The organism is Streptococcus sp. SCPM-O-B-23252 (M501), assembly GCF_058200355.1.
Genome location: NZ_JBYQGS010000001.1, coordinates 19,029 through 45,195, shown reverse-complemented (window position 1 = coordinate 45,195; position 26,167 = coordinate 19,029). Strand labels below are relative to the sequence as shown.

Genomic DNA, 26,167 nt, shown 5'->3' with positions numbered 1-26,167 from the left:
ATCAAACCTCTCTGGTTTTTACCAGAGAGGTTTTTTTGAGAGTGACTTTTTAAAAGAACGAAAGAATCCTGTAAAAGACTTACTCTTCTTTCCTCTTACCAGCCAAGAGGAAGCCGCCTAAGGCTGCTAAGAGAACAGCTTCTGCTGCAAAGGAAGCTTCTAGGCTTGCCGTATTTGGCAAGTGTTCCGATTGACTTTCTTTGCTTGCATCTTTTGTTCCTTGCTGAACCGTTGGCTGTGAGTTCGCTCCTTGGTGGGCACTTAACAACTGATGGATCTCTTGATCGACCATATCCTTGTGATCTTCCTCTTGATGACCCGGTTGAGTAGAAGTCGTTGGGGCCAACTGATCCACTTGAGATGAATTTGTAGGCTTCAGTGGATTAGCTGGATCCGGAGTCACTGGGGTACTTGGTTGGACTGGCTGATTTGGTTGAGCCGGTTGAACAGGCTGATCAGGTTTAGCCGGCTCCTCTGGTTGGATCGGTTGATCTGGTCCTTCCGTTTTTGCTGACTTATAGACAATCGCATAGTGGGTAAAGTGAGGAGCTGTAAAGATAACGGTATCTCCTTCTCGCTCAAAGGCTAAGGATTGAGGTGCTTGACCTTCTGGGAAGAAGAGAACTTGCTCCACTTCTTTATCCTTATCCACAGGGATTTTCACAAGGGATGGATGCTGGGTATCGACATCCTGACCACTTGCATCGACTCCTTCGATATCAAAGATAGTCGCTTCTCGTCCCTTCAGCTCTTCTTTTTCTGCCTGATTGGCTTCAACTTTCGCGACTCTTAGTCCCTTAATAGCAGTAGGCTCCAAGTTAGAGAATTGAACTTCGACTCCAGTCACAGGGTCTACAAAGACCGCTGGCTTATCTTCTTTCAGGAGCGCAATCAAGGTTTCTAGACCTGTTTTTGCGGTTGCAAGCGCTTCAGGAGTGAGCTCTGAAGAGTCTAGGAGTTCTTTATTTTTCTCAACCAGTGCCTGCAAAGCGTCACCAGAAGGGTGATTTGGCTTACTTGCTAATAGAGCGGTCGCTTCCTCTGTCAGAGCAGAAAGAGCTTCTCTCTCTTTGACTAGATTAGCTTGTCCATCCAAGGCTTTCAAGAGAGCGGTCAATTGGTTCAACTGCTCATTGACTTGATCTTGTGTGCTGGTATCATGCTCTTTCAAGACTTTTTCAGAAGCAGCCATTCCAGCCAACAAGGCTTCTTTGACTTCAGGACTGGCAAATGTAAAGTCTACTTTGGCTTTTGCAGCTTCAGCTTCAGCTAATTTTTGCTTAAGGTATTCATCATTGAGAGCTGGTTTTGGATTAACGAGGACATCAAAGCTTGTGCTAGCTCCTTTGTAATGGATAGTGATGGTTTGACGGCCTTCCTTGCTCGCATCAAAGCCAGTTACTTCAACCCCTTCATCGGTCAAGGCGTGCGTTTCGGTTGTTTCATCATCAAAGACAACTGTAAAGCGTCCGCCTTCTTTTTCAAATGCTTCTCCGACGATATATTCTACTTTTGGTTTGTCGGTCAATTCTAGACCAGCAACTGCTTTTTCACCTGCTTCCTCTGCACTGACCACAAAAACAGTGAGAGTCTTATCCAATTTCTGACCAAGGTAAGAAACTTCTAGGTGTTGTTCTCCAAGCTTGCTACTGTCAAATCCATGAATCTCTACACCTGAGTTGGTGAGGTTGACCAGTTGATCTGCTTGGCCATCTTTATAATGAACACGGAGAGTCGCCCCTTTCAAGGAAAGAGCATCCCCTTCCCGGTAAACCTTCTTGGTCAAACCATCTTCAAATTGAAGTCCCGCAATTTCTTTATCATTTTTTGGAACTTCGATCGCTAGAACATTACTGATATCTTTGCCAGGTTCTTGCGCACGATAGTAGAGAAGAGATGGGGTTGATTCAAAAGCCAGTGGTTTAAAGATCAGATTTCCAGCTTGATTGGCTGTCATGGTCGCAATTGGGCTAGTCGCTTCTTTATCGGCATAAAGAGTCAGTGTGGTATTGGCCGGTACATCTTTGAAGCCGACTTGGACAAAATGATTGCCTAAGTTTTGCGCTGCAGCATGTTTCATCGGGATGTTGACCGTTTCCTTATCCAGACTTTCATACATCTTCCAGTTGTAAATCCGGATGGCTTGCCATGGAGTTCCGTTATCTGCCGTAATGACATGGAGACGCCATTCTTGAGCCTTGATCGGATGATCCAGTGTAATTTCGGACACATGGGCTTTATTGCCACGAACTTCCTTAGCGAGCTTCCATTCACCCGCTTCATCCTTGTAGTAAAGGTCGAAGTCACGGGTATTCATCTTGCCATCATCGACTGACTCCCCACCCGCACCGGCATGGTCCATGACCCATCGAACAATGGTCCGAGGTTGTGTCAAGCGGATATCGACGGTTCCACTCAATTGAGCAGAGGACCATTTATCTGAAAGACTGGTAATGGTACCATTTAACATCCCCTCGATGCCTTCACTACCATCCGCATCTGGGAAGCTTGAACCAATGACTTTGGCTCCGATGACCACGTTTGGTGCTAGGGCTTTTGGAAGACTGGTATCTGACACGGTCATACCCCAATCAAAGGCCACAGTTCCTGCATCTGAACGTTGGCCGTTCTTCCCAACTGCAACGACCTTGAGGTCCTGAGTCGTTCCTTCAGCACTTGCTGAACGGCTAACTTTTGGTAGATAGACGGTTGTCGCAGAAGACCCTGTTAAGAGACGCCAGTTGTCGCCGTCTTTTTCATAGACTTCATAATAATCTGCGTCCGCAACCCCTTTAAAATTAAGGACAGCCTCCGCTTCCTGGGCATTTTGCAGGCGTTTTGCCCGAACAGTCACTTCAGATGGGGCTACTGGTTTTTCTTGGTTGGACGTAATCGACAATTGACCGAGGTTGAACTTGTAATCTTTGACATCTGCATCATGATCAAAGAACATCTTAACGGCATAAATAGTCTTACCCGCCAAGCCTCCCAAATCAAAGGTTTGAGTAGACCAATCCGCACTCGGTGTCAATTCCTTCCATTCGTATTCAGAGTAGTCTTCTTTTGTGGCAACAGCTACCCAAGCAGCAGCTCCGACCCCACCCTTGTGAGACACACTTAATTTTGTCGTTTCTGTCACAGGAATCTTAGTAGAATAGAGCATGACATTTTGGCTGCTATTAGCTTTCAAATCCCCTTCAAAGGTTAAAGAGTTCCCTCCATTGTAGGCTTGATCAAAATCATAGCGACCTTTTAATGGCGTACTATCTTCACTATGCTCTACCCACCAGCGCCATGTTGGAAGGTAGCCAGAAACAGAACGGTAGTTCCACTCCCCTTCTTTAGAAATCTTGCCATCCACAAACCAATGTTTGCCGTGGCCTGTATTAAAGGACGTATTGAAATCAGCACTTGTAATTGGAGTTTTATCCACTACTAGATTGGACATCCCGTACCAAGATTGGTCTGCTGGTTTTCCTTTGGTCGGATCCCCTTGGAAACCAGTCCAGAATAGATCTTCATGGGTATGGTAACCTTCTCCTGTCTTTCCTAGACCTGTAATGGTATCAGGTGCATAAAGCCCAAGAGATAGACGCAACTTGCCATGCTCATCTAGAATCGCATTCCAGTCGACATTGGTCTTATAAGAACCTCCTTTTTGAAGTTCGAGACCCGCTAAAACATCATAAGGATTGCGGTTAATCCATTTGGCTGTACTAATCGAATAATCAACTTCTGATTTGCCCCAGTTAAAGTTGGCAAAGAAGGTATCCACAGGATTTTCCCCGTTTTCAGGCTGCATGAAATTGTAGTTGTACTCACCCAGTGCATTTTCATGGTAGCGACCATATTCATAGGTCATAGCATCATACCAGGAATACTTAATCGGATAGTTCAGACTCTTCGCATACTCCTTAGTATAAAGAAGGAAATCTCTTAATTTTGGCCCCAAAGGCTCTACTAAGTTCCCTGTTGTTTCTTGGTTGATAAAGTAGCCATCAAAACCATAGTACTTGGCTAGATCAACCAATTTACGAGCAATCGGGAATGTTTTAGAGCCTTCACTATCTTCTTTCAAGGTTTCTGCAAAGCGCTCTTGATCCTTGATGCTACTAGACCAGTTGTAAAAGAGTGTTCCATAAATAGGCACACCATTTCTATGAGCCGCATCAATCACGTCTGCTGAAGGGACAAGTCCTTCCCAAAAGACCATAGAATCCAAATATTGCCAGTAGTCAAAAGCATAAGCCTTAAACTCTTCCCCACCGACGGAAGCATGATCCTTAGCCTTTGAGTTCATGTTAGAAAGGGCTTGGATCTTTGCATCTGGGTTGGCTTGCTCGTTGATTTGCTTCCCTTGAAAACGACTCGCAAGTGGGACACTTGCTCGGTTCATATCGTCATCCACTCGTTTTCCTGGTTCCCACTTCAAGAGATCGTCCCAGGTATCGAACTTAACTTCTTTCGGTCTTAATTGTTTTTCTTCATTGGTTGGTAAATCTTCTACTTTTTCTGCGACTGCTTTTGGTTGTTCCGTCGCTGAAACGGCTGGAGTATCTGTCGTCGTCGGGCTAGCTTCTGTGCTTGCAGGACCTGATTCTGGAGTTGCTGGAGTTGCTACCTCAACTGGTTTTGCTGTTTCTGCAGTTGGCAAAGCAGCATCTGCAGTGTAGACTCCCGCTTCTCTGATCAAATGATTGACATCTTCCGTATTTGCTGTGGAAGCTTCTAAGGGTTGTTCATTAGTCGCATGCGTCTCATCTGCTGAGACTGCCCCCGTTCCTAAAAATGCCAATCCAATCAATGCAGAACATACTCCCACACTAAACTTTCGGATACTAAAACGTTGTTGTTTTTCAAATTGATGACCTTTCATCTTGACCTCCTCAAATGGATTTTTTCTTTTTCTTGAGCGATTTCCATTGGCTCCTTCCTCTACGACTTGTAATCGCTTTCATTTCTTTGTATTAGAAATCTCCAATCAAGAATAGGATACCGAATCCAGTTAACACTGTCAATCCATTTTGGCAAGTCCTATAATATGATGAGGAAGGTCTAAAAAAAGTACAAAAAAAGAGGAGGTTACCCTCCTCTCATCATACAGATGAATTATTTAGCAATTTTTGCGAAGTATTCAAGAGTACGAACAAGTTGTGCAGTGTAAGACATTTCGTTGTCATACCATGAAACAACTTTAACCAATTGTTTACCGTCAACGTCAAGAACTTTAGTTTGAGTTGCGTCAAACAATGAACCATAAGCCATACCTACGATATCTGAAGATACGATTGGATCTTCTGTGTAACCGTATGATTCGTTAGCTGCTGCTTTCATAGCCGCATTTACTTCATCAACAGTAACGTTCTTTTCAAGAACTGCAACCAATTCAGTAACTGATCCAGTTGGAGTTGGAACGCGTTGTGCAGATCCGTCCAATTTACCGTTCAATTCTGGGATTACAAGACCGATAGCTTTAGCAGCACCAGTTGAGTTAGGAACGATGTTAGCTGCACCAGCGCGAGCACGACGAAGGTCACCACCACGGTGTGGTCCGTCAAGGATCATTTGGTCACCAGTGTAAGCGTGGATAGTAGTCATCAATCCTTCTACAACACCGAAGTTATCTTGAAGAGCTTTAGCCATTGGAGCCAAGCAGTTTGTAGTACATGAAGCACCAGAGATAACTGTTTCAGTACCATCAAGAATGTCATGGTTAGTGTTAAATACAACTGTCTTAACATCGTTTCCACCAGGAGCAGTGATAACAACTTTCTTAGCTCCACCTGGGTGCAAGTGTTTTTCAGCAGCTTCTTTCTTAGCAAAGAAACCAGTTGCTTCAAGAACGATTTCTACACCGTCGTTAGCCCAGTCGATTTGTTCTGGATCACGTTCAGCAGAAACTTTAACGAATTTACCGTTAACTTCGAATCCACCTTCTTTAACTTCCACAGTACCGTCGAAACGACCTTGAGTTGTGTCATATTTCAACAAGTGTGCAAGCATAACTGGATCTGTAAGGTCGTTGATGCGAGTAACTTCAACACCTTCTACGTTTTGGATACGACGGAAAGCAAGACGACCGATACGACCGAAACCGTTAATACCAACTTTAACTACCATTCGTGATTTCCTCCTTATGAAAATCAAAAAATTTTTTATGTGAAAAGAGTAACTTGATAGGTTACAAATCATCTTTCAACAATATTATTATATACTTTCTTCCCCTAAAATGCAACTGATTTCATTAGGATTAGAAATATTACACAAACTTTCATATTCATTTTCACTATCTCTTATGAGGAAGAGGCCTTAAGTTCTTTTCGAATCAAAAAAAGCTTTCCTCCTATGAGGAAAGCTTTTAGCTAGACGGTAAAATTATGCTTCACCTTTAGCTTTTTTAATGATTTCTTCTTGTACTGATTTCGGTACATCTTCGTAGTGGTCAAATACCATCATGAAAGTACCACGTCCTTGAGTTGCAGAACGAAGGACAGTAGCGTAACCGAACATTTCAGCAAGTGGTACATAAGCACGAACGATTTGGCTTGCACCGTGTGCTTCCATACCGTCTACACGTCCACGACGAGCAGTTACGTGACCCATAACATCCCCAAGGTTTTCTTCAGGAACTGTGATGGTTACAAGCATCATTGGTTCAAGGATAGCTGGTTGTGCTGATTTAGCTGCTTCTTTAAGAGCAAGAGATGCAGCGATCTTGAAGGCAGTTTCAGATGAGTCGACATCGTGGTATGATCCATCGTAAAGCTTCGCTTTCACGTCAACCATTGGGTAGCCAGCAAGAACACCGTTAGCCATAGATTCTTGAAGTCCTTTTTCTACTGCAGGGATGAATTCACGTGGAACCACACCACCGACGATCGCATTTTCGAACTCGAATCCTTTACCTTCTTCGTTTGGAGTAAATTCGATCCAAACATCACCAAACTGACCTTTACCACCAGATTGACGTTTGAAGAATCCACGTGCTTGTGTAGAAGCGCGGAATGTTTCACGGTAAGATACTTGAGGAGCACCAACGTTTGCTTCAACCTTGAATTCACGTTTCATACGGTCAACAAGGACATCCAAGTGCAACTCACCCATACCAGAGATAACTGTTTCACCAGTTTCAGGGTTTGTTTCAACGCGGAATGTTGGATCTTCTTCAGCCAATTTTTGAAGGGCGATACCCATCTTATCTTGGTCTGCTTTAGATTTAGGCTCAACCATCAATTGGATAACTGGTTCTGGAACTTCGATTGACTCAAGGATAATTTTCGCTTTTTCATCTGTCAATGAGTCACCAGTTGTAGTATCTTTCAAACCAACGGCAGCAGCGATATCTCCAGAATAAACTGTTTCGATTTCCATACGAGTGTTGGCGTGCATTTGAAGGATACGTCCGATACGTTCACGTTTACCTTTAGATGTGTTCAATACGTAAGAACCTGAGTTCAAGACACCTGAGTAAACACGGAAGAATGTCAAACGACCTACGAATGGGTCAGTCATGATCTTGAAGGCAAGAGCTGCAAATGGCTCTTCATCAGATGCTGGACGTTCTTCTTGTTCGTCTGTATCAGGGTTTACACCCTTGATTGCAGGGATATCAAGTGGGCTTGGAAGGTAGTCAAGGACTGCGTCCAACATCAATTGAACCCCTTTGTTCTTGAAGGCAGAACCACACAATACTGGGAAGAATTCAACATTGATAGTTGCTTTACGGATAGCAGCCTTCAATTCTTCGTTAGTGATTTCTTCACCTTCAAGGTATTTCATCATCAAGTCTTCATCAGTTTCAGCAACTGCTTCAACCAATTTTTCACGGTATTCTTGAGCTTGGTCAAGGTATTCAGCTGGGATATCTTCTTCAAGAATGTCTGTACCAAGGTCGTTGGTGTAGATTTCAGCTTTCATCTTGATCAAGTCGATGATTCCACGGAAGTCATCTTCTGAACCGATTGGCAATTGAATTGGGTGTGCGTTTGCTTGAAGACGATCATGAAGTGTGCTTACTGAGTAAAGGAAGTCAGCACCGATTTTATCCATCTTGTTCGCAAATACGATACGAGGAACACGGTATTCAGTTGCTTGACGCCAAACTGTTTCTGTTTGAGGCTCAACACCTGATTGTGAGTCAAGAACCGTTACAGCACCGTCCAAAACGCGGAGTGAACGTTGTACTTCGATCGTGAAGTCCACGTGTCCTGGTGTGTCGATGATGTTAACACGAGTGTCTTTCCATTGAGCGGTTGTCGCAGCAGATGTGATGGTGATACCACGTTCTTGCTCTTGCTCCATCCAGTCCATTTGTGACGCACCTTCGTGAGTTTCACCGATTTTGTGAATCTTACCAGTGTAGTAAAGGATACGCTCAGTTGTAGTTGTTTTACCAGCATCGACGTGGGCCATGATACCGATATTACGAGTTTTTTCAAGTGAAAATTCGCGTGCCATGAGGTTTTGTTCTCCTATATTTTTTATTTCTATACTATTATAACATGATTTAACAAAAACGGATAGGCAGGACCTACCCGTTCTCATTGTTTATCCTGTTTTTTGTTGGTTCCAACTTGTAGATAAGTTGAGTTGGGTTCAAAAGCTGATGATGCTTAATTAAACCCGGGCTAAAAGCTCGGAAAATAGATAAGCTCTCCTAGAATCTTTGATTCTTCGTCAAGCTTCCTAATTTTCAGTCGCTTTTTTAACGCCCTCAGTATCTTGATCTTACCAGCGGAAGTGTGCGAAGGCACGGTTAGCTTCAGCCATACGGTGAGTGTCTTCACGTTTCTTAACTGCTGCACCAGTGTTGTTTGCAGCATCCAAGATTTCTTTAGCAAGGCGATCAACCATTGTGTGCTCACCACGTTGACGAGCGATGGTTACCAACCAACGAAGTCCAAGTGTTGTACGACGTTCTGGACGAACTTCAACTGGGACTTGGTAGTTAGATCCACCAACACGACGTGCACGTACTTCAAGTACAGGCATGATGTTTTCCATTGCTGTTTCAAATACTTCAAGCGCGTCATTTCCAGTAACTTCTTTGATTTGCTCAAAAGCACCGTAAACGATTGAAGCTGCTGTACCACGTTTACCATCAAGCATAACGCGGTTGATAAGACGAGTAACTAGTTGTGAATTGTAAAGCGGATCTGGCAATACATCGCGCTTTGGAGCTCTATTTTTACGACTCATTTCTCTTTATCCCCTTTCCTTATGCTTTTGGACGTTTAGTACCGTATTTAGAACGGCCTTGTTTACGATCGTTAACACCTGCAGTATCAAGTGCACCACGGACGATATGGTAACGTACCCCTGGAAGGTCTTTTACACGTCCACCGCGAAGAAGCACCACGCTGTGCTCTTGCAAGTTGTGTCCGATACCTGGGATGTAGGCAGTAACTTCGATCAAGTTGCTCAAACGTACACGAGCGAATTTACGAAGGGCAGAGTTAGGTTTTTTAGGTGTCATTGTTCCAACACGAGTTGCAACACCACGTTTTTGTGGTGAAGAAACGTTTGTTTGAACTTTTTTATGACTGTTGTAACCAACGTTCAAAGCTGGTGATTTAGATTTTTCTACTTTTGATTTACGCGGTTTGCGAACCAATTGGTTAATTGTAGGCATCTACATTCTCCTGTATTTTTTTATTTTTGGTGATGATACACTTGGTGACAGCTATCATCCGTGTGTACTTTTGCAACATTTGTCAGCACGTCCCTGTACACTCTTGAGAGACCAAAAGTAAAAAGTACCGTCTATTATTGTAACATAGCGGTACTTTCACTGTCAAGATTTTTTTATCTTTTTTGCACGATTGCTTCTTCTTAAAATCGCGCTAGATTATTGTTCAGTTTGTTGCGTTACAGCTGGTGTGGTAGCATTCGAAAGCTGAGGAACCTCATTGGACTGATACTGAGGGACTTCTGCGGGAACGACTTGTTGAGGTTGAACTGTTTGGCTAGCTTGATTCGTATCAGTTGATTGAGTATTCTGATTGGTTTGCATTCCGTAATAGTCTACAATGTACTGAATACGAGCTTGAAAGGCCTGTTTCTTGGTTTCATCCTTCACTTTTTCTACAGCCTCTTGCGCAGCGGTTAAGGTTTCTTGAGTTGCTGTGGTTTCAAAATGAGCGACTGCTTTTTCAGCAACTTCAAGGATTTTCGCTTCCTCTTCTTCTTTGGCTTTTTTAGGGTCTTTCTTCTTAATAGGAAGAGAACCTGTTTTTTTGGTTTCTTGTTTTACCACTGTGACCTGGTCTGCAGAATTTTTACGAACCGTATAAAGCCCACCGACAAGAACTCCAGTCAAGATGAATATCGTTGCCAATCGAAGCCATAGGGGACTACGATCAAAACGGTCTAAAATTGTTTTCATTTTCCTTTCTCCCTCTCCAGCCTTAGTTCTTATCGAAAATATTTCCGATTTCTACATCAATTTTATTTTCTGCTACATCAATGTTGGTCACACGTAGAAGTGACTTGTGATCGAATAAATCTTTACTTCTAGCCGAAGCATTGTCCGCAAAAATAGCAACTCCTGCCAACTCTGAATCGAACTCAGCTAAGAGGCTAACCATCCCACTGATCGTTCCCCCTCCTTTAAGGAAGTCATCGACAATCAGGACACGGCTTCCAGCTTTCAAACTACGTTTGGATAGGAACATTTTCTCAATCCGATCGCCACTGGAACCAGATACGTAGTTGACACTGACCGTTGAGCCTTCTGTAATTTTCAAATCGCGTCGTACAATGACAAAAGGAACATTTAAGACATTCGCTACCGCATTTGCTAATGGGACACCCTTAGTGGCCACCGTCATGACAGCATCGATTTTTTGATCTCGGAAGGCCTTGGCAATAATGCGACCAATATTATTTAAGATTTTTGGATCACTTAGCAAATCCGAAAGGTAGATATAACCACCTGGTAAAATCCGGTTACTTTCTGACAATTGATTGCACAAGTTTTGGACAATTTCTTTTGAATCTGCATCCGAAATCGATGGTGTAAAGATGACCCCTCCACCTGCACCGGTAAGAGTTTCAATGCTTCCAATTTCCATTTCTTCAAAGGCCCGTTTAATAATGACAATGTCCTCAGAAATAGATGATTTGGCAGATTCGTATTTTTCGGCAAATGTATTTAAACTCGTCAATTCGTAGGGATGATTAATCAAATAATTCGAGATCACAACCATCCGCTCACTTCTTCTTAGCTTCATTTTCTCTCCACATAGTTTTTTATTGTATTATACCATATTATACCAAAAAACGAACGTTGTTAGTCTCACAACATTCGTTTTTGGTTTTTTTACTAACAAACTAAGAGTAATATTTTCATCGCCAGTTTATTAGGAATCTTTTAAATTTGGCTTATAGAAGGAGCGGTTGTCCAAGGCAAAAATCTTATTGGTCATTTCACCAGGGCCTACTAAAGCTAAGGCAGAAGTCATCATCATCATTTCTGCATCTAGGTTATCAATCATATGGATGATCTCGGCTTCCATGATTTTTGGACGAACCGGGCTACCATATTCTAGTAGACCATGGTGACTCAAAATCACATGGCGCAACACAATCACATCTTCTTTTTGATCATCAATCTTTAACTCTTGTAAGACCTTGGTAATTTCTTCATCGATTAGAGCAATGTGCCCGATGAGGTTTCCTCGAACCGTATATTCCGTATTTTCAGGGCCTGAGAGTTCCAGTACCTTGGCAAGATCATGGAGCATGATGCCGGCATAGAGGAGACTCTGATTTAATTGAGGATACACCTGAGAGATGCTCTCAGCCAAACGAACCATGGTGGCTGTGTGATAGGCTAAGCCAGTCTCAAAAGCATGGTGGTTGGTTTTGGCCGCAGGATAAGAGTAGAACTCTTTGTCGTACTTGCTGTATAGCGCCCGCACCACACGTTGCCAAACTGGATTTTCTATTTTGAAAATCATCCCCGATAGGTAATCTTTCAAATCGACTGGATTTACCGGAGGCTTTTCCTTAAAGTCTGCTGGATTCGATGGCTCCCCACTTTGAGGCAACCGCAAGGTCAACTGATTGACCTGGGGCGTATTGTTGTAGACTTCCCGACGGCCACTCATATGAACCACGCGCCCAGCCTGAAATTGCTCCACATTATGTGGCTGAGCATCCCACAATTTTCCTTCGATCGTGCCTGTCTCATCTTGGAAGACAAAGGCAAGATAATTCTTTCCAGCACGTGTCTGACGAACATCTGCTGACTTAATGAGGTAGAAGCCTTCAAACAATTCGTCTTTTTTCATTTGATTAATTTTGACCATCATCTTCTCCATCTTCTAAATTCAATAGGCTTGCTATATCTAGATTCTCTGACGTTTCAATGTTTCGGAGTGTGCGCTCGATAGCATTTGTTCTTCGGTTTAAGAGGTCATCAATATTACCAGAGGCATGCTTCAACTGCCGTTGGGTCTTTTCTAAAACGCCTCCAAATTTTTGGAACTCCGTCTTGACGGATGCAAGGACCTTGCTAATATCATCTGCACTTCGTTGAATATTCAGGGTCTTAAATCCAACCGATAAGGAATTTAACAAGGCTGAAAGCGTACTTGGCCCCGCGACGACAATCTGCTCCTCTCTTCGGAGGCGATCAAAGAAGGCTGGGTCGCGGACCACTTCTGAATAGAGCCCTTCCGTCGGTAAAAAGAGAATCCCAAAATTAGTAGTGGCAGGTGGATAGAGGTATTTTTGATGAATGTCCTTGGCAAATTGTTTGATACTAGCCAATAGGAGTTTGCGACACCGTTCAATCTCCTCTTTCTCCCCACTTTCATAGGCTTCTTCCAGTCGGTAATACCCCTCCAGAGGAAACTTAGAGTCGATTGGCAGATAGACGTATTCCCCTCTGACCTGACCAGGCATCTTGATAGCGTACTCGACGCGTTCGCTGGAATGGGGAACTGTTACAAACTCTCTTTCATATTGGGCGGGAGTTAGGATATCTTCAATGATCTGGCCGAGTTGGAGTTCTCCCATAATCCCACGGGTTTTCGTATTAGAAAGAACCTTATTGAGACTTCCTACATCTCTAGCGACCGTCTGCATTTCCCCAAGACCTTTATTGACCGACTCCAATTGTTTGGAGACTGTCTCAAAAGAGGTTTGAAGACGACTGTGCAAGGTTTTTTCCAACTTTTCTTCGACCGTTTGACGCATCTGCTCCAACCGCAAATCATTGGAAGCTTGAATCTGTTGCATCCGCTCGTCCGTTTTGTCTCGGTTTTTAGTGAAATTCTCAGCAAGTTCTGCTCGTAAAGCAGTCGTTTGCTGATGCATTTCTGTCCGTAATTCCATAAGACGGTCACTGATCGCCATCTCTATCTGCTGGCCAGTGATTTGCTGAGCTTGTCGCTCTCTCTCAAATCGGTAATCCAGCTGATCAGAAAGATGATCTTCTTGGTCCTCCAGTAAGTCACGGACCTGTTTGTTATCAGCTGTCCGTTGCTGGTAGAGCAAGAAGAGCAAGACAAGATTTCCCACTCCTAATACAAAAAGGATTAATTCCATCTTATTTCCCATCCTTGCTATAAATGATAAGGGCGTAGCCTCGATCAACAGTTAAGGTAATCGGCTGATTGATAAACTCGTTGGAACCATAAATAGCCTTTTTAAAATAATTGGTCTGATTTAAGGGATACTTGGCTCCTTCAATCTGGATGAAAGCTCCCTCAACTGGCATAAAAGCTACATAGGTATAGCCTGCTATAGGTAGAATGGTATGGCGGCCTGCTGGGCGATAGCAGAGATAATTTTGTTGGTCTATCAAGTAAAGTTGCGACATAAAGGGTGCAATCTCTGGATCGCTAGGCAAAAAAACGCTGGCCAAGTGGTGATCCAGGCGACCACCAAAGGCTCCAAAGATTAGAATGTCCGCTTGAGGCCAACCTTCTAACACTTCCTTAATCGCCAATTCCAGATCCGTATCATTTTTTTCTGCTACCGAAGTCCGTAATTCGTGAGCCGCAGATTGAATACTCTGGAATTCTTCTGGCTCGACAGAGTCAAAATCTCCAACTGCTAAAGAAAGTTCCAATCCTTGCTCTAATAGGAAAAGACAGCCTGCATCCACCCCAACATAAATATCCAAGTCTAGCGGAATGGTTTCCACTCGGCCTCCAGCTACAATCGCAACCTTAGTCTTGGATGGCTGCTCGAAGGGTTTGAACTCGTTCATTCACATCTCCATTAAACACATAGGAACCTGCTACAAAGACGTTTGCCCCTGCTTCTTTCGCAGCGTGAATCGTCTTATCATCAATCCCCCCATCGACTTCAATATCGAAATCCAAGCCTTTTTCTTCACGCAATTGAACCAATTGACGAATCTTATCCATAGTCTCTGGCAGGAAGGCTTGCCCACCAAATCCTGGGTTGACAGTCATGACAAGTACTTGATCTACCAAGTTCAAGATGTGTTGGATACTTTCAACAGGGGTTCCTGGATTGATGACCACACTTGGTTTTACCCCTGCCAAACGAATTTTTTGAAGGGCGCCATGGATGTGTGGAGTCGCTTCGACGTGAATGCTAATGATATCTGCTCCGGCACGCGCAAACTCTTCGATATGTTGCTCAGGATTGGTAACCATCAAGTGGCAGTCAAACACTAGCTTGCTGTGAGGACGCATACTAGCAACTACACCAGCACCAAAGCTGATATTAGGCACAAAGTGGCCGTCCATCACATCGATATGGGCGTACTCCGCACCAGATGCTTCCAATTTCTTCAATTCACTTTCAAAATTTGCATAATCTGCACTCAAAATAGAAGGGGCTAATTTGTTTGTTTTCATATTCTTCAGGTCTCCTTATTTGGGTAATTTTTTCGATACTTTTTTGTAGGTTTCTCGCTTATTTTCAATCTCGCTTAAGAACTGTAAGTAATTCTCATAGCGGAAGGAAGCTATGATCCCTTCCTCGACAGCAGGCTTAACAGCACAGGATGGTTCATGTGTGTGGGTACAAGTACGGAACTTACAAGCCTGGCTCACCTTGGCGATATCTGGAAAAGCATGATTCAGATCTTCCGCATTATCGACTTCATAATCTAGAGAGGAGAAGCCAGGAGTGTCCGCAATTTTGCCCCCATTGAGATCATAAAAGCTGACGGCTCGCGTCGTATGCCGACCTCGTCCAAGACTGTCGGAGATTTCTCCTGTCTCTAGTTCCAACTCCGGAGCCAAGGTATTCAAGAGGGTGGATTTCCCCACTCCTGTTTGGCCCATAAAGACCGTCACCTGATCCTTCAAGAGAGGCAAGAGCTCTTCCTTGTCCGTGACAAAGTCATAGCCCATTTTGCGATAGACTTCCTGGAAAGGAAGCATCTGAGCTGGATCTTCTAGTAAGTCCATTTTTGAAATATAGACAATCGGATGAATCACTTTTTGTTCCAAGAGGACTAAAAAGCGGTCCAATAAATTAACATTAAAATCCGGCTCTTTGGCAGACATGATGACGACAGCCTGATCTATATTCACAATGGGTGGGCGGACTAAGCTATTCTTTCTTGGGAATATTTTTAAAATATAGCCTTCCGAATTTTCTTCAGCTGAAAATTCTACCTTATCTCCAACATAGGGAGTTTGTCCCTTTTTCCGGAAATTTCCTCGGGCGCGTGTTTGGTAAATTTCTCCCTCGCACTCCACATAATAAAAACCGGCCAAGGCTTTAACAATCGTTCCTTGCAACTGGCACTCCTTTAAAGTTAATACTACCATTATATCAAAAAATATACGATAACGCTTGCGAACCTTAAATTCTATATATATTAGGATTTTATATTACCTTAAGACTCCGTACAGAATCACTATATAAATTCTGTTACTATTTTTTCTTGGCTTTTCTTTTAAAAAGAGTATAATAGAACTATGCGGAGGTGGTGGAACGGCAGACACGCATGCTTCAGGCGCATGTGCCCCTTCGGGCGTGAGGGTTCAAATCCCTTTCTCCGCATCTTGGAAAGGTGGCTCAGCTCGGTACGGCACCGGACTCGAAATCCGGCAAAGATTTTCTTCATGCGCGGGTTCAAATCCCATCCTTTCCTTCCATCATTCAAAAAGACATGAGATTCATATCTCATGTCTTTTCTATTATTTTATTCCTGCTTCTAGAAGTCCGTCAGCCAAACGAGCGAAGTCTTCTAAGCTAAGGGATTCTCCTCGTACAGAAGGTTGCAGGCCTGCAGCTTGAATCCCTCCTTCCAGTTTGGCTTTGATTTCTTCAGTCTTGCCAAAGCGACTGGTCAAGTTGTTCCATAGAGTCTTGCGGCGGTGGACAAAGCTAGCCTTGCTGACAGAGAAGAAGAAATCTTCATCCTTGACTGCCACTGCTGGTTCTGGGCGACGCACCATCTTGAGGATGGCAGAATCGACGTTTGGCGCTGGCACAAAGACGGTGCGAGGCACGATAAAGGCTACTTTAGCGGTCATATAGTATTGGACTGCAATGGACAAAGACCCGTAAGCTTTGGTATTAGGTTCGGCTGAAATACGGTCTGCCACCTCTTTTTGCATCATAACCACAAATTCTTGGAAAGGAATCTTGGATTCGATCAAGTGCATAAGGATGGGAGTCGTGATGTAGTAAGGAAGATTAGCCACTACCTTGATCGGAAGCTCTGGATTTTTGAACTCTGCGATGTACTGGTTGAGGTCTACCTTGAGGATGTCTTGGTTGACAACCGTGACATTGTCAAAATCACGCAAGGTATCCGCTAAGATAGGCACCAAGCGGTCATCAATCTCAAAGGCCATGACTTCTGCGGCATTTTCTGCCAAAAACTCCGTCAAAGCTCCAATTCCGGGACCAATTTCGATGACATTGACTGTTTTATCAATCTCAGCCGTATCGACAATCTTTTGAAGGATATTGGTATCGGTCAAGAAGTTCTGACCGAAGGATTTTTTAAAGGTAAAACCGTGACGCTCTAGCACTGTCTTGGTCACGCTATAATCTGCAATTCTCATTTTTTCTCTTTTCTAATCCGTTTAGTGTGAGACATACTCTCTCTTTTTTCTCCGCAGGCCAGTCTAACAGTCTTCTACAAAGGCATTCTGCTCCGCTTGGTAAACATAAGCTTCCCCGTTCTTATCTAAGACGGTTTCCAACAAGGGCTCCATTTCCAAGGCGTCTTCAAGACTGATGATGGTAATCTTAGACGGATCGTCCAAGTCTTCCTGGGACTCATAACCTGTAAAGAACTGCCAACCACTATCTTGTGAATGATGAGGGACATCGTGAATCGCCCAATTAATCTCACGTCGTAGGAAGCAATCCTTGGTAATCATGGCCCCTTTTTGCGTATCAAGATTCAGCGGAGGAACCATCAGACTGGCGATATGTTCCTGGGCAAATTCCAGCTCATCTCCAAGCTGGATGGTGGTAATATAAGCCGGTTGATTGGTTAAACATCCTTTGAACTTCCCATCGCGGATTTCAGTGAGTTCGACCCACATACGCTCTGCTCGACACCCATTCTCCAAGACTGTATCCAGCACAAAGATGAGGCGAACCTGGTCCCCAAGCTTCAATTGGTTGATTTCTTCTTGACTTGGAATCAAAAAATGCCGTGGATTCTTTTGATGTTCTGCGTGAACATTCTCCAAAGAAAATCCTATCACTTTTTTCTTATCTGTAAACAGGTCGAACAATCCCATCTTCCACCTCTATCTCTTTTTTAATAACTGGCCATCGTTTCTTCGACTTGCGCTAAACAAATTCCAAACAACTCCAAGCGATTGAGCAGTTGTTTGCCATTGCAGTAGCCGATGCGCAAGGCTTCTCCTAGATATTCCCGTCGTTTGCGACTTTCACTGCCCATCAGCAGACCGAGTCGCATCAGATCTGATTTGGTAATATCAAAGAAATGCTCATCTTTATAGGAGCCCACCAGTCCAGCAAGGGCTTTTTCCAAGTCTTCAAAGCTGGCATGCTCGACTCCCAAGGAACGGCCCTTGGTTTTTGATTTGGGTACTGCTTCGCCACGATTTAAAAAGGCATGCTTGGCCTGCGGAATTTCTTGCATGATGATCTTACGAATGCGCTCCCCATTGTAATCCGGATCCGTAAAAACTATGACTCCACGCAACTCCTGCAAGGTGGCAATTCGTTCTAGGTCATCATGATTAATGGCGGATCCACGTGTCTCATAGGTATCCACCTCATAATAGCGTTTCAGATTGGCCGTATCATCCTTGCCTTCAACAACAATCACTTCTGGTATTTTTCTTTTCTCAGTCAAGGCCAAATACCTTTCTCGCATTGTCATAGGTGGCTTGAGCTATTTCTTCTGTTGTCAAGCCACGTAGTGTTGCAATATGATCCACTACATAGCGGGTGTAGGCTGTTTTATTTTCCCGGCCCCGCTTAGGAACTGGTGCCAGATAAGGGGCATCTGTCTCAACCAATATCTTATCAAGCGGAAGGCCAGCTGCCGCTTCTTGGACATCTGTCGCCTTCTTAAACGTCACCACTCCAGAGAAGGAAATCATCATTCCCAGATCCATGAAACGTTTGGCTTCTTCAAGACTACCGGAGAAAGAATGCATGATGCCACCGCGCGGGCCCACTCCTTCACTCTTGATAATGGCGTAGGTATCTTCGAGAGCATCACGCGTATGCACTACAAAAGGCAAGTCCAAGTCCTTAGACAGTTGGATCTGACGGCGAAAAACCTTTTCTTGAACGTCTTTTGGTGCCGTCATCCAGTGGTAATCGAGACCGATTTCTCCTAGGGCGACGACTTTAGGATGTTTCAACTGTTCAAGTAAATAAGCCTCTACTTCAGGACTATAGTCGCCCGCCTCAGTGGGATGCCAACCCAGGGTAAGATAAACTTCCGGGTACTGGTCGGCCAAGGCTATTGCTCGTTCGATGGTTGGTTTGTCAAAGCCAACAACATTGTGGGCATGGACTCCCAGCTCTTTAGCTAGTTCTAATTCCTCTTTTTCTCTCCCTGCAAACTCTTCAACGTTGAGGTGAGTATGAGTATCAAAAATCTGCATATGGATCCTTTTCTACGATTTTTCTCATTCTATTATAACAGAAAGCCTAGCTGAATACACTTTTGGCAAAACAAAAACCAGTAGTCTCGAGTTTCTACTGGTTTTTAGTTTTTTATCTGAATTACGCAGCCAAAACTTTGCGTCCTTTACGACGACGAGCTGCCAATACGCGACGACCGTTTTTAGTTGCCATACGGTGACGGAAACCATGTTTGCGCGCACGACGAAGTTTACTTGGTTGATAAGTACGTTTCACGATGAATACCTCCTCATAGATTTTGTATTCGTTTAGCCGGCTATAATGTGATCAGTTACTAAACATACTTTACTATTCTATCTGATTCACGTCTGTTTGTCAATAGCTATGAAAAATTTGTTGGGGCAGGTTCAATGATACCGCTTTTATTGGGCATCTCCTTCTATCCTTTGACGAGTCGCTTCATAGTAAGGAAGCAAGCTAGCCATTCCTTTTTTTAATTCCTCAAGAATGGCATCTCGACTCGTCGCTTGCGATAGATTGACATCGACTTTTACCAAGACCTTTCGGACCTGGCCAGTTTCCACACCTTTGAGAAGTCTCTGGCGATTGGCTTCTGTCCCTTGGAATCGTTGACTGACACCTTCTATTTGGGCGAAGTAATAGACTGGCGAAGAAACCGGAAGAGTTAAAACGCGGTTCTGCTTTTGTAGACTCTCCTCATCCTTCTTGCGTTCGATAAAACTTACTTCCAGGGACACACCAAAGTCCTTCGCATCACCATAAAGTCGCAATGCAAACATCGGATCCGTGATCTCTCCCTCTCCTTGGAGATAAGCCCAAAAATGAGGGCGAAGAATTTGAGCTTGATTCATCCACTGACTGGTCCGATCTTGTTTTAAATGCGGAAAGAGCTTCTGAAAATCACTGACCAAGTGGGTGAATTCCTGTCGAGCTTCTTGCCCTAACTCGCGATACTCTACCATTCGCTCTGCATCCTCACCAGCTTTAGCAGGGGCTAGGTACTTGATCCCCTGACAATTCAAAAAGTCTCTCATCATACTGTACATTCTAGTTTTCCTTTCTCAGACAGAAAAGGAGAGAGCAAGCTTACACCCCTCTCTCCCTTTTGAAATCTTCCTTTTTTGATGGCAGATTAACCTTCAATATCGACGACAACGTAACGATTTGGTTCTTCTCCTTCAGAATAGCTGGTGACTCCGTCCATTTTTGATACGATGCGGTGGATGATCTTGCGTTCGCTATTAGACATTGGATCTGTATGTTGCGCTCGACCTTCTTCTAGAGCACGACTTGCCAATTTTTGTGCATAACTTTGAAGCACTTCTGCACGGTGTTCAACATAATCATTAACGTTGATCGCAATGTAGAAATTCTTAGAATACTGATTGTAAAGGTAGTTCTGTGCCAACAATTGAAGGGCCTTGAGAACTTTCCCATGGTAGCCAATGACACGGCCTGGCTCATTGGTATCAATCTGCATATTGATGGTGCGACGGTTGTAGCTGCTTGAGATGCTAGCTTCGACATCCATTTCATCAATAACGGTTTGAACATAGGCAGTGACATCAGAAACAACCTTTTCAATGTCATAGCTTTCTTCTACTTCAATGCCCAAGTCAGCAAAATCAGACGTTTGGCGTGACTCAGCTTCGTTAAGACTTGAATCGAGAATCTCTCCATGACCTTGTTCTTCAAGAATGGTTTCAGGAGCCTTCTCATGTTTGAGAATCTCAGCCTTCACTTCCTCAGAAACTTCTTGGCCTTCTTCTTCAACTTTTTTAATCGCTGCTACCACGCGCCCCAAATCAACAGTCTCTTCACTGACACTCTTGACAGGTTCATTTTGAGCATTAATTTCCTCAGGAACTCCCTTAACAGCTTGTTGATTGGCTTTTGTCACTGTAGTTTCTGCAATTGGTTCGATGTCTACCACAGCTGGCTTCTTACCAAAGAGACCAAGGAACCCTTTCTTTTCACGAGAAACGACAGTAATATGTGCTTTCATGCGCGGGATATCTAATTCTTTCAAACCATTTTGAATGGCTTCTTCAACATTGACTCCTGTATATTGGACCATCTGTCAAACTCCTTCTTAGTTTTTCTTTTTCTGTGCTTTGTTAAATGCACGTCGTTTTTGTTTTTCTAGATCTTTGATTGCCTGTTGCTCTGCTTCACGCGCCGCAATAATCTTAAATGGATTGTTCAATAGGTAAGTTTGCCCAACTTGGTAAGCATTGGAAACCACCCAGTAGAGAGCAACCCCGCTGGCTGAGTACATAGCAAAGAAGAAAATCATCACGGGCATTGCATACATCATGGCTGTCATTCCACCATTTTTTTCTGGCATGGCTTTGTTGCTCAACCAGGTGCTAAAGAAGGTGAAGACGGCTGCCAAAACTGGCAAAATAAAGGTTGGGTCTGTTGCGCTCATATCCAACCAAAGAAAATGACCGACTTTTAGGAATTCTACCCGACTCAAAGCTTGGAACAAGGCCATCAAGACTGGCATTTGAATAAACAATGGCAAGAAGGCAGAGGAAGTCTTGACGCCTTTTTCTTTATAGAGTTCCCGCATTTCTTCTGACATGCGAGTGCGGCTTTCCAAATCCTTCCCAGGATACTTGGCCTGGATTTCTTTCACTAGTGGCTGAATCTCCTGCATTTTACGCGAGGAGGTCATTTGGTATTGGAAAACTGGCAAAAGAATGGTCCGAATCAAGAGAGTGAAGAGGATAATCCCGACTCCGATGTTTCCTCCGATAGAAAGAAAACGGATGACTTCAGCAAAGAAGTAAACAAATTTTTCCCAAACTCCTGATGATTGGGAAGTCACTTCAGACGTTCCACAGGCTGTTAATAAAAGGAGGGCTCCTCCGAGTAAGCTAGCTACTTTTAGTTTCTTTTTCACGTAATTACCTTTCCTGACGATAGACTTGCGCTAATTTTAATACATGGACTAGATTTTTTTCGACCTGATCAAAATCCAGTTCTTCAACTCCCTTTCGAGCAATCACAACAAAATCATCTGCTACAAGATGATCCTGGTGCTTCATTAAAACATGCCGAATCAAGCGCTTGATTCGGTTGCGTGTCACAGCATTTCCTAGTTTTTTACTCACGGATAAGCCGACACGGAAATGGGGCTGCTCTTGTGGCAAACGGTAGATGACAAATTTTCTATTTGCACAATTCTTGCCGCTTTTAAAAATGGCATTGAAATCTTTTTCTCGCTTGACACGATAGCTTTTTCTCAAACTCCCACTCCCTCTTTTAAATTTATTCTATTATACCATAATTTCAAAAAAAACCAACGACCTTCTGGCTCTTGGTTTAAAGCCTCCTCCAGTGCCGTCAAAACGGCTAGGAGAAGAGATGCTGGATGGTTGATAAGATGATGGGTAAGCTATAAATGAAGTTCAAGCCGATATGAGCAAGGATAGGATAATACAATGAGCTCGTCTTTTCATTCAATAATCCAAAAATAAGGGCGGGGATGGTATAGATCAAAAAACTCAAAAAAGTAAAAGGATGCTGGAGGAATTGAAGTCCACTATAGATAAGGGCTGGGGCCCATACACTCGCGTAGAAGGGCCATTTTTTAAAATAGGCTTGGACAAGCGCTCCACGAAAGATCAGTTCCACGGTCATCGGTCGAATGATGACCACTAATACAAAGAGGATGAGAGATCCTAAGGCTTCCAAGGTCACCGGAAAAGAGTGATAAATAGCTAGACGTCCTTTGGTGAACCCACTAAGAAAGTAGTCTAGCCAGTAGATGGCACAACTGGAGAATATAGTAGCGTAGATAGCGGGAAGGAATTGTTTCTTCTTCGCCCACTGAAAAACCATACGTGGACTGTATTTCTTTACCAATGAAAAAACAAGCACCAAATAACCTGCCTCTAAAAAGAGAAGGGTCCAAAAATAGCTAAGAGCTTGGCCGACTTGGTTGCTGACTAGTTGGGCCAACTCGCGAAATTGTGGCCGAACTAAGATATAGAAGACCAGTAGTAAAAGTGGATAAAAGAGCTTGGCCTTTGTCTTTAAAAATTTCATACATTCCTTTCGAGGGAGACAAAAAATGATTTATTGCATCTTACCATAATCATTCCTAGGATTCAATTAGAAAGTGAACCCAAAAAGGTTGAGACAACCGTCTCTGACCTCTAATTTCTATTGGAATGCTCGTTCTCCCCTTTTATGTAAATCACAAAGCCTACAAGCACGGACACAAGAATGGCTAGACACAGAATGGTTTCTAACCAGACAAGGGGCCTTAACAGAGAACTGTGCAATAGGCCTTGGGCCATTTTCAGGGAAGTAGCTGTGATGACCGTCGGGAAGGTTAAGGCTGAAAAGGCTGGTTGAAAGCCCTCTTTTATCATTCTAGGTAGACGCGTTAAAACGAAGAAATAAAAAGCTTGAGAGAGTCCGACCATGGTGTATAACAGCCAAACAGGTAGACTGGCTCCACCCACACGAACCAGGGCCGCTAACAGAAGAGAAAAGGGGGCACAATAGATGCCTTCTTGCCCTAATAAGTGGCTCGGTAAAGGGGCGGTCTTCAACCCCTGGTAGATCAAGGGGTAAAGAATCAAGGTTAAGACAAAGCCAAATCCGAAAGTCAGATAGGCCAGCCCAACCACTCCTACCACTGGATAGGTCAAGGCAGCAACAGCAATCCCCACATAAAGAACGGTCCAACTAGGGGTGGCATTGGCTCTTGGTTTTGCCAATATATGGGTCTTGGTAAAGTAGAAGATCAAGCCACAATCTAAGAGGAAAGCAGTCCACCAAACTGCCTGGGCGAGTCCTCCAAATGTCGGAAAGAGTCGTAAGAGATAAGTCGATAAAATCATCCCAGCCATGGGGAAGGTCGCCATCCCAGATAGAAGGGCCGGTTCTTGTAGTTCAATCTTGGTTTCTGACCAGTAGATCAGATGGTGACATAAAAAGAAAACCCATAGGATCAAACCCGTCAAACTGAAGAAATGAGCCAGAACTGGGAAGGTATCAGACAGAAGGTTTCCAGCCCCTGCTAAACCTAACAGGCAGCCTGAAAATGCTAAAGGAATCTTTTTCATCTTGATCTCCAATCATTTTATCGCTTTCAGTATACCATAAAATACCAGGAGGGATCATCAAAAAAAGTAGACACTAAAACTACTTCTTTTTTAAAATGCTTTAATTACTCTAGTATATAAGGAATGATGGAGTTTTTTTGCTGTAAATAAGTCCCATAAATCTCTAAAGACCATTAACACATAGAACTCCCCTACTTAAATGTAAAACTGAAAGCTACTAATAACCTCATCAAAGGCATCAAGCAAAATACTGTTGCTTTCCAGAACATTGACCACTTTAAAACTAGAATTTTCATCATTTTGGACATCAAAAAGGAGAGAACCAATTCGATCCTCTCCAAGGTGTAACGTTTCCTCACCCATTATAGCTGACAAAACACCCAGAGTCCTTCTCCAATCTCCCTCTGAGATTTTAGAGTAGCAATCTTGACACTTACTTCTTTATAATGCAATCTATAAGCCTCTGTCAACATTCTTAAATAAGAATAAATGTATTCCTATTTTGCAATTTCTTCCAACATTTTTTCAATGTGTTGGATAGATTTCTCGCGACCAAGCAAGTAGATGGTTTCTGGCAATTCTGGTCCGTGCATTTCACCTGAAACAGCGATACGGATAGGCATGAAGAGGTTCTTCCCTTTGATACCTGTTTCTTTTTGAACTGCTTTGATTTGCGGGAAGATATTTTCTGCCACAAACTCGTCATCTGACATGGCTTCGAGCTTGGCTTTGAATGCTTCAAGTACCGTTGGTACTGTTTCACCAGCCATGACTTCTTTCTCATCTTCGGTCAATTCTGGGAAGTCCGAGAAGAAGAGGTCTGTCAATGGAACGATTTCATCCACTGACTTCATTTGTGGTTTATAGAGTTCCACCAATTTCTCAGCCTTGTCTGTCAAACGTCCTGCTGCTTCGAGGAATGGTTTTGCCATTTCAAAAATGGTCGCAAGATCTGCATTCTTGATATACTCATTGCTCATCCAGTCCATTTTCTTTTGGTCGAAGGCTGCTGGAGACTTGCTGAGGCGGTTTTCATCAAAGAGCTTGATGAGTTCTTCGCGAGAGAAGATTTCGTCTTCCCCACCAGGGTTCCAACCAAGAAGGGCGATAAAGTTAAAGACTGCTTCTGGAAGGTACCCTTTCTTACGATAGTCTTCGATGAACTGAAGGGTATTGGTATCGCGTTTAGACAACTTCTTACCAGTTTCAGAGTTGATGATCAAGGTCATGTGACCGAACTCTGGAGCTTCCCATCCAAGCGCTTCATAAACCATGAGCTGTTTTGGTGTATTGGCAATGTGGTCATCTCCACGGATGACGTGAGAGATTTGCATGTCATGGTCATCGATCACAACGGCAAAGTTATAAGTTGGATAGCCATCTTTCTTTTGGATGACCCAGTCACCACCGATATTGCCACCTTCAAACTCGATATCGCCTTTGACCATATCATGCCATTTGTAGATACCTGACTCATTCACTGCCAAGCGAACCGTAGGAATAATTCCCGCTGCTTCACGTTCTGCGATATAAGCTGCTTTTTCTTCTTCGCTCATGCCAAGGTATTCATTGATATAGCGAGGTGTTTCACCCGCCGCTTCTTGGCGTTCACGTTCCGCTACCAACTCTTCTTCTGTAACGTAAGATTTATAGGCTTTTCCTTCGGCCAAGAGTTGGTCAATGTATTTTTGATAGAGTTCCAAACGTTCAGACTGGCGGTAGTTCTCATGCGTCTCTGGACTTTCATCCCAGTCCATACCCAACCAACGAAGGTTTTCCAGCTGGGAACGTTCTCCATCTTCGACGTGGCGCTTACGGTCCGTATCTTCGATACGGATGATAAAGGTTCCACCATGGTGGCGCGCATACAAGTAGTTAAACAATGCTGTACGAGCATTTCCGATGTGTAGTAGTCCGGTTGGACTTGGTGCATAACGCACACGAATATCTTTAGTCACGTATGTTTCTCCTAATTGTTCATTGATTCTGGGCTTCTCTTCTAACTGGCCCAGGCACTTTTCACTCTATTATAG

At 43.6% G+C, this 26,167-nt stretch carries 24 protein-coding genes, 1 tRNA gene and 1 pseudogene; 2 read left to right on the top strand and 24 right to left on the bottom strand.

The window, feature by feature from the left end; translation table 11 throughout:
- Window positions 1-79: 79 nt before the first annotated feature.
- From AC3E6G_RS00175 to rsgA, 12 genes are all read right to left on the bottom strand, one after another.
- A complete protein-coding gene (locus tag AC3E6G_RS00175) occupies window positions 80-4,876 on the bottom strand; it encodes an endo-beta-N-acetylglucosaminidase (RefSeq protein ID WP_490700227.1) in 4,797 nt (1,598 codons plus the stop codon).
- A 233-nt stretch (window positions 4,877-5,109) separates the two neighbouring features.
- The gene (gene gap, locus AC3E6G_RS00170; RefSeq protein ID WP_006595530.1) at window positions 5,110-6,120 is read right to left on the bottom strand and encodes a type I glyceraldehyde-3-phosphate dehydrogenase; all 1,011 of its coding nucleotides are present in this window, start codon (window positions 6,118-6,120) and stop codon (window positions 5,110-5,112) included.
- Between the two features lie 255 nt (window positions 6,121-6,375).
- Window positions 6,376-8,457, bottom strand: a complete 2,082-nt coding sequence (gene fusA, locus AC3E6G_RS00165) for an elongation factor G (protein ID WP_048715725.1) — start codon at window positions 8,455-8,457, stop codon at window positions 6,376-6,378.
- 270 nt (window positions 8,458-8,727) lie between these two features.
- A complete protein-coding gene (gene rpsG / locus AC3E6G_RS00160; protein ID WP_048715723.1) occupies window positions 8,728-9,198 on the bottom strand; it encodes a 30S ribosomal protein S7 in 471 nt (156 codons plus the stop codon).
- A 19-nt stretch (window positions 9,199-9,217) separates the two neighbouring features.
- Window positions 9,218-9,631, bottom strand: a complete 414-nt coding sequence (gene rpsL / locus AC3E6G_RS00155; protein ID WP_001142332.1) for a 30S ribosomal protein S12 — start codon at window positions 9,629-9,631, stop codon at window positions 9,218-9,220.
- A 216-nt stretch (window positions 9,632-9,847) separates the two neighbouring features.
- Complete coding sequence (locus tag AC3E6G_RS00150; RefSeq protein WP_154854441.1) at window positions 9,848-10,384, bottom strand: hypothetical protein; 537 nt, start codon at window positions 10,382-10,384, stop codon at window positions 9,848-9,850.
- A gap of 22 nt (window positions 10,385-10,406) precedes the next feature.
- Window positions 10,407-11,231, bottom strand: coding sequence for a pur operon repressor (gene purR / locus AC3E6G_RS00145; protein ID WP_272079841.1), 825 nt, complete (start codon window positions 11,229-11,231; stop codon window positions 10,407-10,409).
- A 129-nt stretch (window positions 11,232-11,360) separates the two neighbouring features.
- Complete coding sequence (locus AC3E6G_RS00140; protein WP_129269931.1) at window positions 11,361-12,311, bottom strand: 3'-5' exoribonuclease YhaM family protein; 951 nt, start codon at window positions 12,309-12,311, stop codon at window positions 11,361-11,363.
- Window positions 12,298-13,554 carry a DNA recombination protein RmuC gene (locus AC3E6G_RS00135; protein ID WP_233331752.1) on the bottom strand — a complete coding sequence of 419 codons (1,257 nt, stop codon included), beginning with the start codon at window positions 13,552-13,554 and terminating at the stop codon, window positions 12,298-12,300. The genes AC3E6G_RS00140 and AC3E6G_RS00135 overlap by 14 nt, the downstream gene beginning before the upstream one ends.
- Before the next feature lies 1 nt (window position 13,555).
- Window positions 13,556-14,221, bottom strand: a complete 666-nt coding sequence (locus AC3E6G_RS00130) for a thiamine diphosphokinase (RefSeq protein ID WP_343093902.1) — start codon at window positions 14,219-14,221, stop codon at window positions 13,556-13,558.
- On the bottom strand, window positions 14,181-14,840 hold the full coding sequence (rpe, locus tag AC3E6G_RS00125; RefSeq protein ID WP_023024510.1) for a ribulose-phosphate 3-epimerase: 660 nt from the start codon (window positions 14,838-14,840) through the stop codon (window positions 14,181-14,183). Before rpe ends, AC3E6G_RS00130 begins: the two co-directional genes overlap by 41 nt.
- 15 nt (window positions 14,841-14,855) lie before the next feature.
- The gene (gene rsgA / locus AC3E6G_RS00120) at window positions 14,856-15,734 is read right to left on the bottom strand and encodes a ribosome small subunit-dependent GTPase A (protein WP_129269925.1); all 879 of its coding nucleotides are present in this window, start codon (window positions 15,732-15,734) and stop codon (window positions 14,856-14,858) included.
- Window positions 15,735-15,916: 182 nt separating this feature from the next.
- Here rsgA and AC3E6G_RS00115 point away from each other — a divergent pair.
- Window positions 15,917-15,999: transfer RNA gene (locus AC3E6G_RS00115), tRNA-Leu, on the top strand.
- Window positions 16,000-16,136: 137 nt separating this feature from the next.
- On the opposite strand, the gene rsmA is transcribed toward AC3E6G_RS00115, so the two are convergent.
- The 11 genes from rsmA to AC3E6G_RS00060 form a co-directional block, all read right to left on the bottom strand.
- Entirely contained in the window at window positions 16,137-17,012 is an 876-nt protein-coding gene (gene rsmA / locus AC3E6G_RS00110) for a 16S rRNA (adenine(1518)-N(6)/adenine(1519)-N(6))-dimethyltransferase RsmA (protein WP_490700226.1), read from the bottom strand.
- Window positions 17,013-17,075: 63 nt separating this feature from the next.
- On the bottom strand, window positions 17,076-17,702 hold the full coding sequence (locus tag AC3E6G_RS00105; RefSeq protein WP_048690870.1) for an immunity protein Imm33 domain-containing protein: 627 nt from the start codon (window positions 17,700-17,702) through the stop codon (window positions 17,076-17,078).
- A gap of 20 nt (window positions 17,703-17,722) precedes the next feature.
- Complete coding sequence (rnmV, locus tag AC3E6G_RS00100) at window positions 17,723-18,307, bottom strand: ribonuclease M5 (RefSeq protein ID WP_172605119.1); 585 nt, start codon at window positions 18,305-18,307, stop codon at window positions 17,723-17,725.
- Window positions 18,279-19,049 carry a TatD family hydrolase gene (locus AC3E6G_RS00095; RefSeq protein ID WP_490700225.1) on the bottom strand — a complete coding sequence of 257 codons (771 nt, stop codon included), beginning with the start codon at window positions 19,047-19,049 and terminating at the stop codon, window positions 18,279-18,281. The genes rnmV and AC3E6G_RS00095 overlap by 29 nt, the downstream gene beginning before the upstream one ends.
- A gap of 121 nt (window positions 19,050-19,170) precedes the next feature.
- The gene (rpmH, locus tag AC3E6G_RS00090) at window positions 19,171-19,305 is read right to left on the bottom strand and encodes a 50S ribosomal protein L34 (RefSeq protein WP_003003086.1); all 135 of its coding nucleotides are present in this window, start codon (window positions 19,303-19,305) and stop codon (window positions 19,171-19,173) included.
- Window positions 19,306-19,451: 146 nt separating this feature from the next.
- Window positions 19,452-20,096 carry an HI_0552 family protein gene (locus tag AC3E6G_RS00085; RefSeq protein ID WP_490700224.1) on the bottom strand — a complete coding sequence of 215 codons (645 nt, stop codon included), beginning with the start codon at window positions 20,094-20,096 and terminating at the stop codon, window positions 19,452-19,454.
- Window positions 20,097-20,182: 86 nt separating this feature from the next.
- Window positions 20,183-21,127 (bottom strand): RNA-binding cell elongation regulator Jag/EloR, encoded by a 945-nt coding sequence (gene jag / locus AC3E6G_RS00080; protein WP_061564437.1) that lies wholly within the window; start codon window positions 21,125-21,127, stop codon window positions 20,183-20,185.
- 15 nt (window positions 21,128-21,142) lie between these two features.
- Window positions 21,143-21,958 (bottom strand): YidC/Oxa1 family membrane protein insertase, encoded by an 816-nt coding sequence (locus AC3E6G_RS00075; protein ID WP_061564438.1) that lies wholly within the window; start codon window positions 21,956-21,958, stop codon window positions 21,143-21,145.
- A gap of 4 nt (window positions 21,959-21,962) precedes the next feature.
- Complete coding sequence (gene rnpA, locus AC3E6G_RS00070; protein WP_048690882.1) at window positions 21,963-22,304, bottom strand: ribonuclease P protein component; 342 nt, start codon at window positions 22,302-22,304, stop codon at window positions 21,963-21,965.
- A 106-nt stretch (window positions 22,305-22,410) separates the two neighbouring features.
- On the bottom strand, window positions 22,411-23,106 hold the full coding sequence (locus tag AC3E6G_RS00065; protein ID WP_048690884.1) for a CPBP family intramembrane glutamic endopeptidase: 696 nt from the start codon (window positions 23,104-23,106) through the stop codon (window positions 22,411-22,413).
- Window positions 23,107-23,216: 110 nt separating this feature from the next.
- Complete coding sequence (locus AC3E6G_RS00060) at window positions 23,217-24,134, bottom strand: TDT family transporter (RefSeq protein ID WP_195612493.1); 918 nt, start codon at window positions 24,132-24,134, stop codon at window positions 23,217-23,219.
- 180 nt (window positions 24,135-24,314) lie between these two features.
- Here AC3E6G_RS00060 and AC3E6G_RS00055 point away from each other — a divergent pair.
- Window positions 24,315-24,482, top strand: a pseudogene (locus AC3E6G_RS00055) (ISL3 family transposase); the annotation flags it as partial.
- Between the two features lie 149 nt (window positions 24,483-24,631).
- Here the strand turns inward: AC3E6G_RS00055 and gltX are convergent.
- Entirely contained in the window at window positions 24,632-26,092 is a 1,461-nt protein-coding gene (gltX, locus tag AC3E6G_RS00050; RefSeq protein WP_195612496.1) for a glutamate--tRNA ligase, read from the bottom strand.
- Window positions 26,093-26,167: the final 75 nt, after the last annotated feature.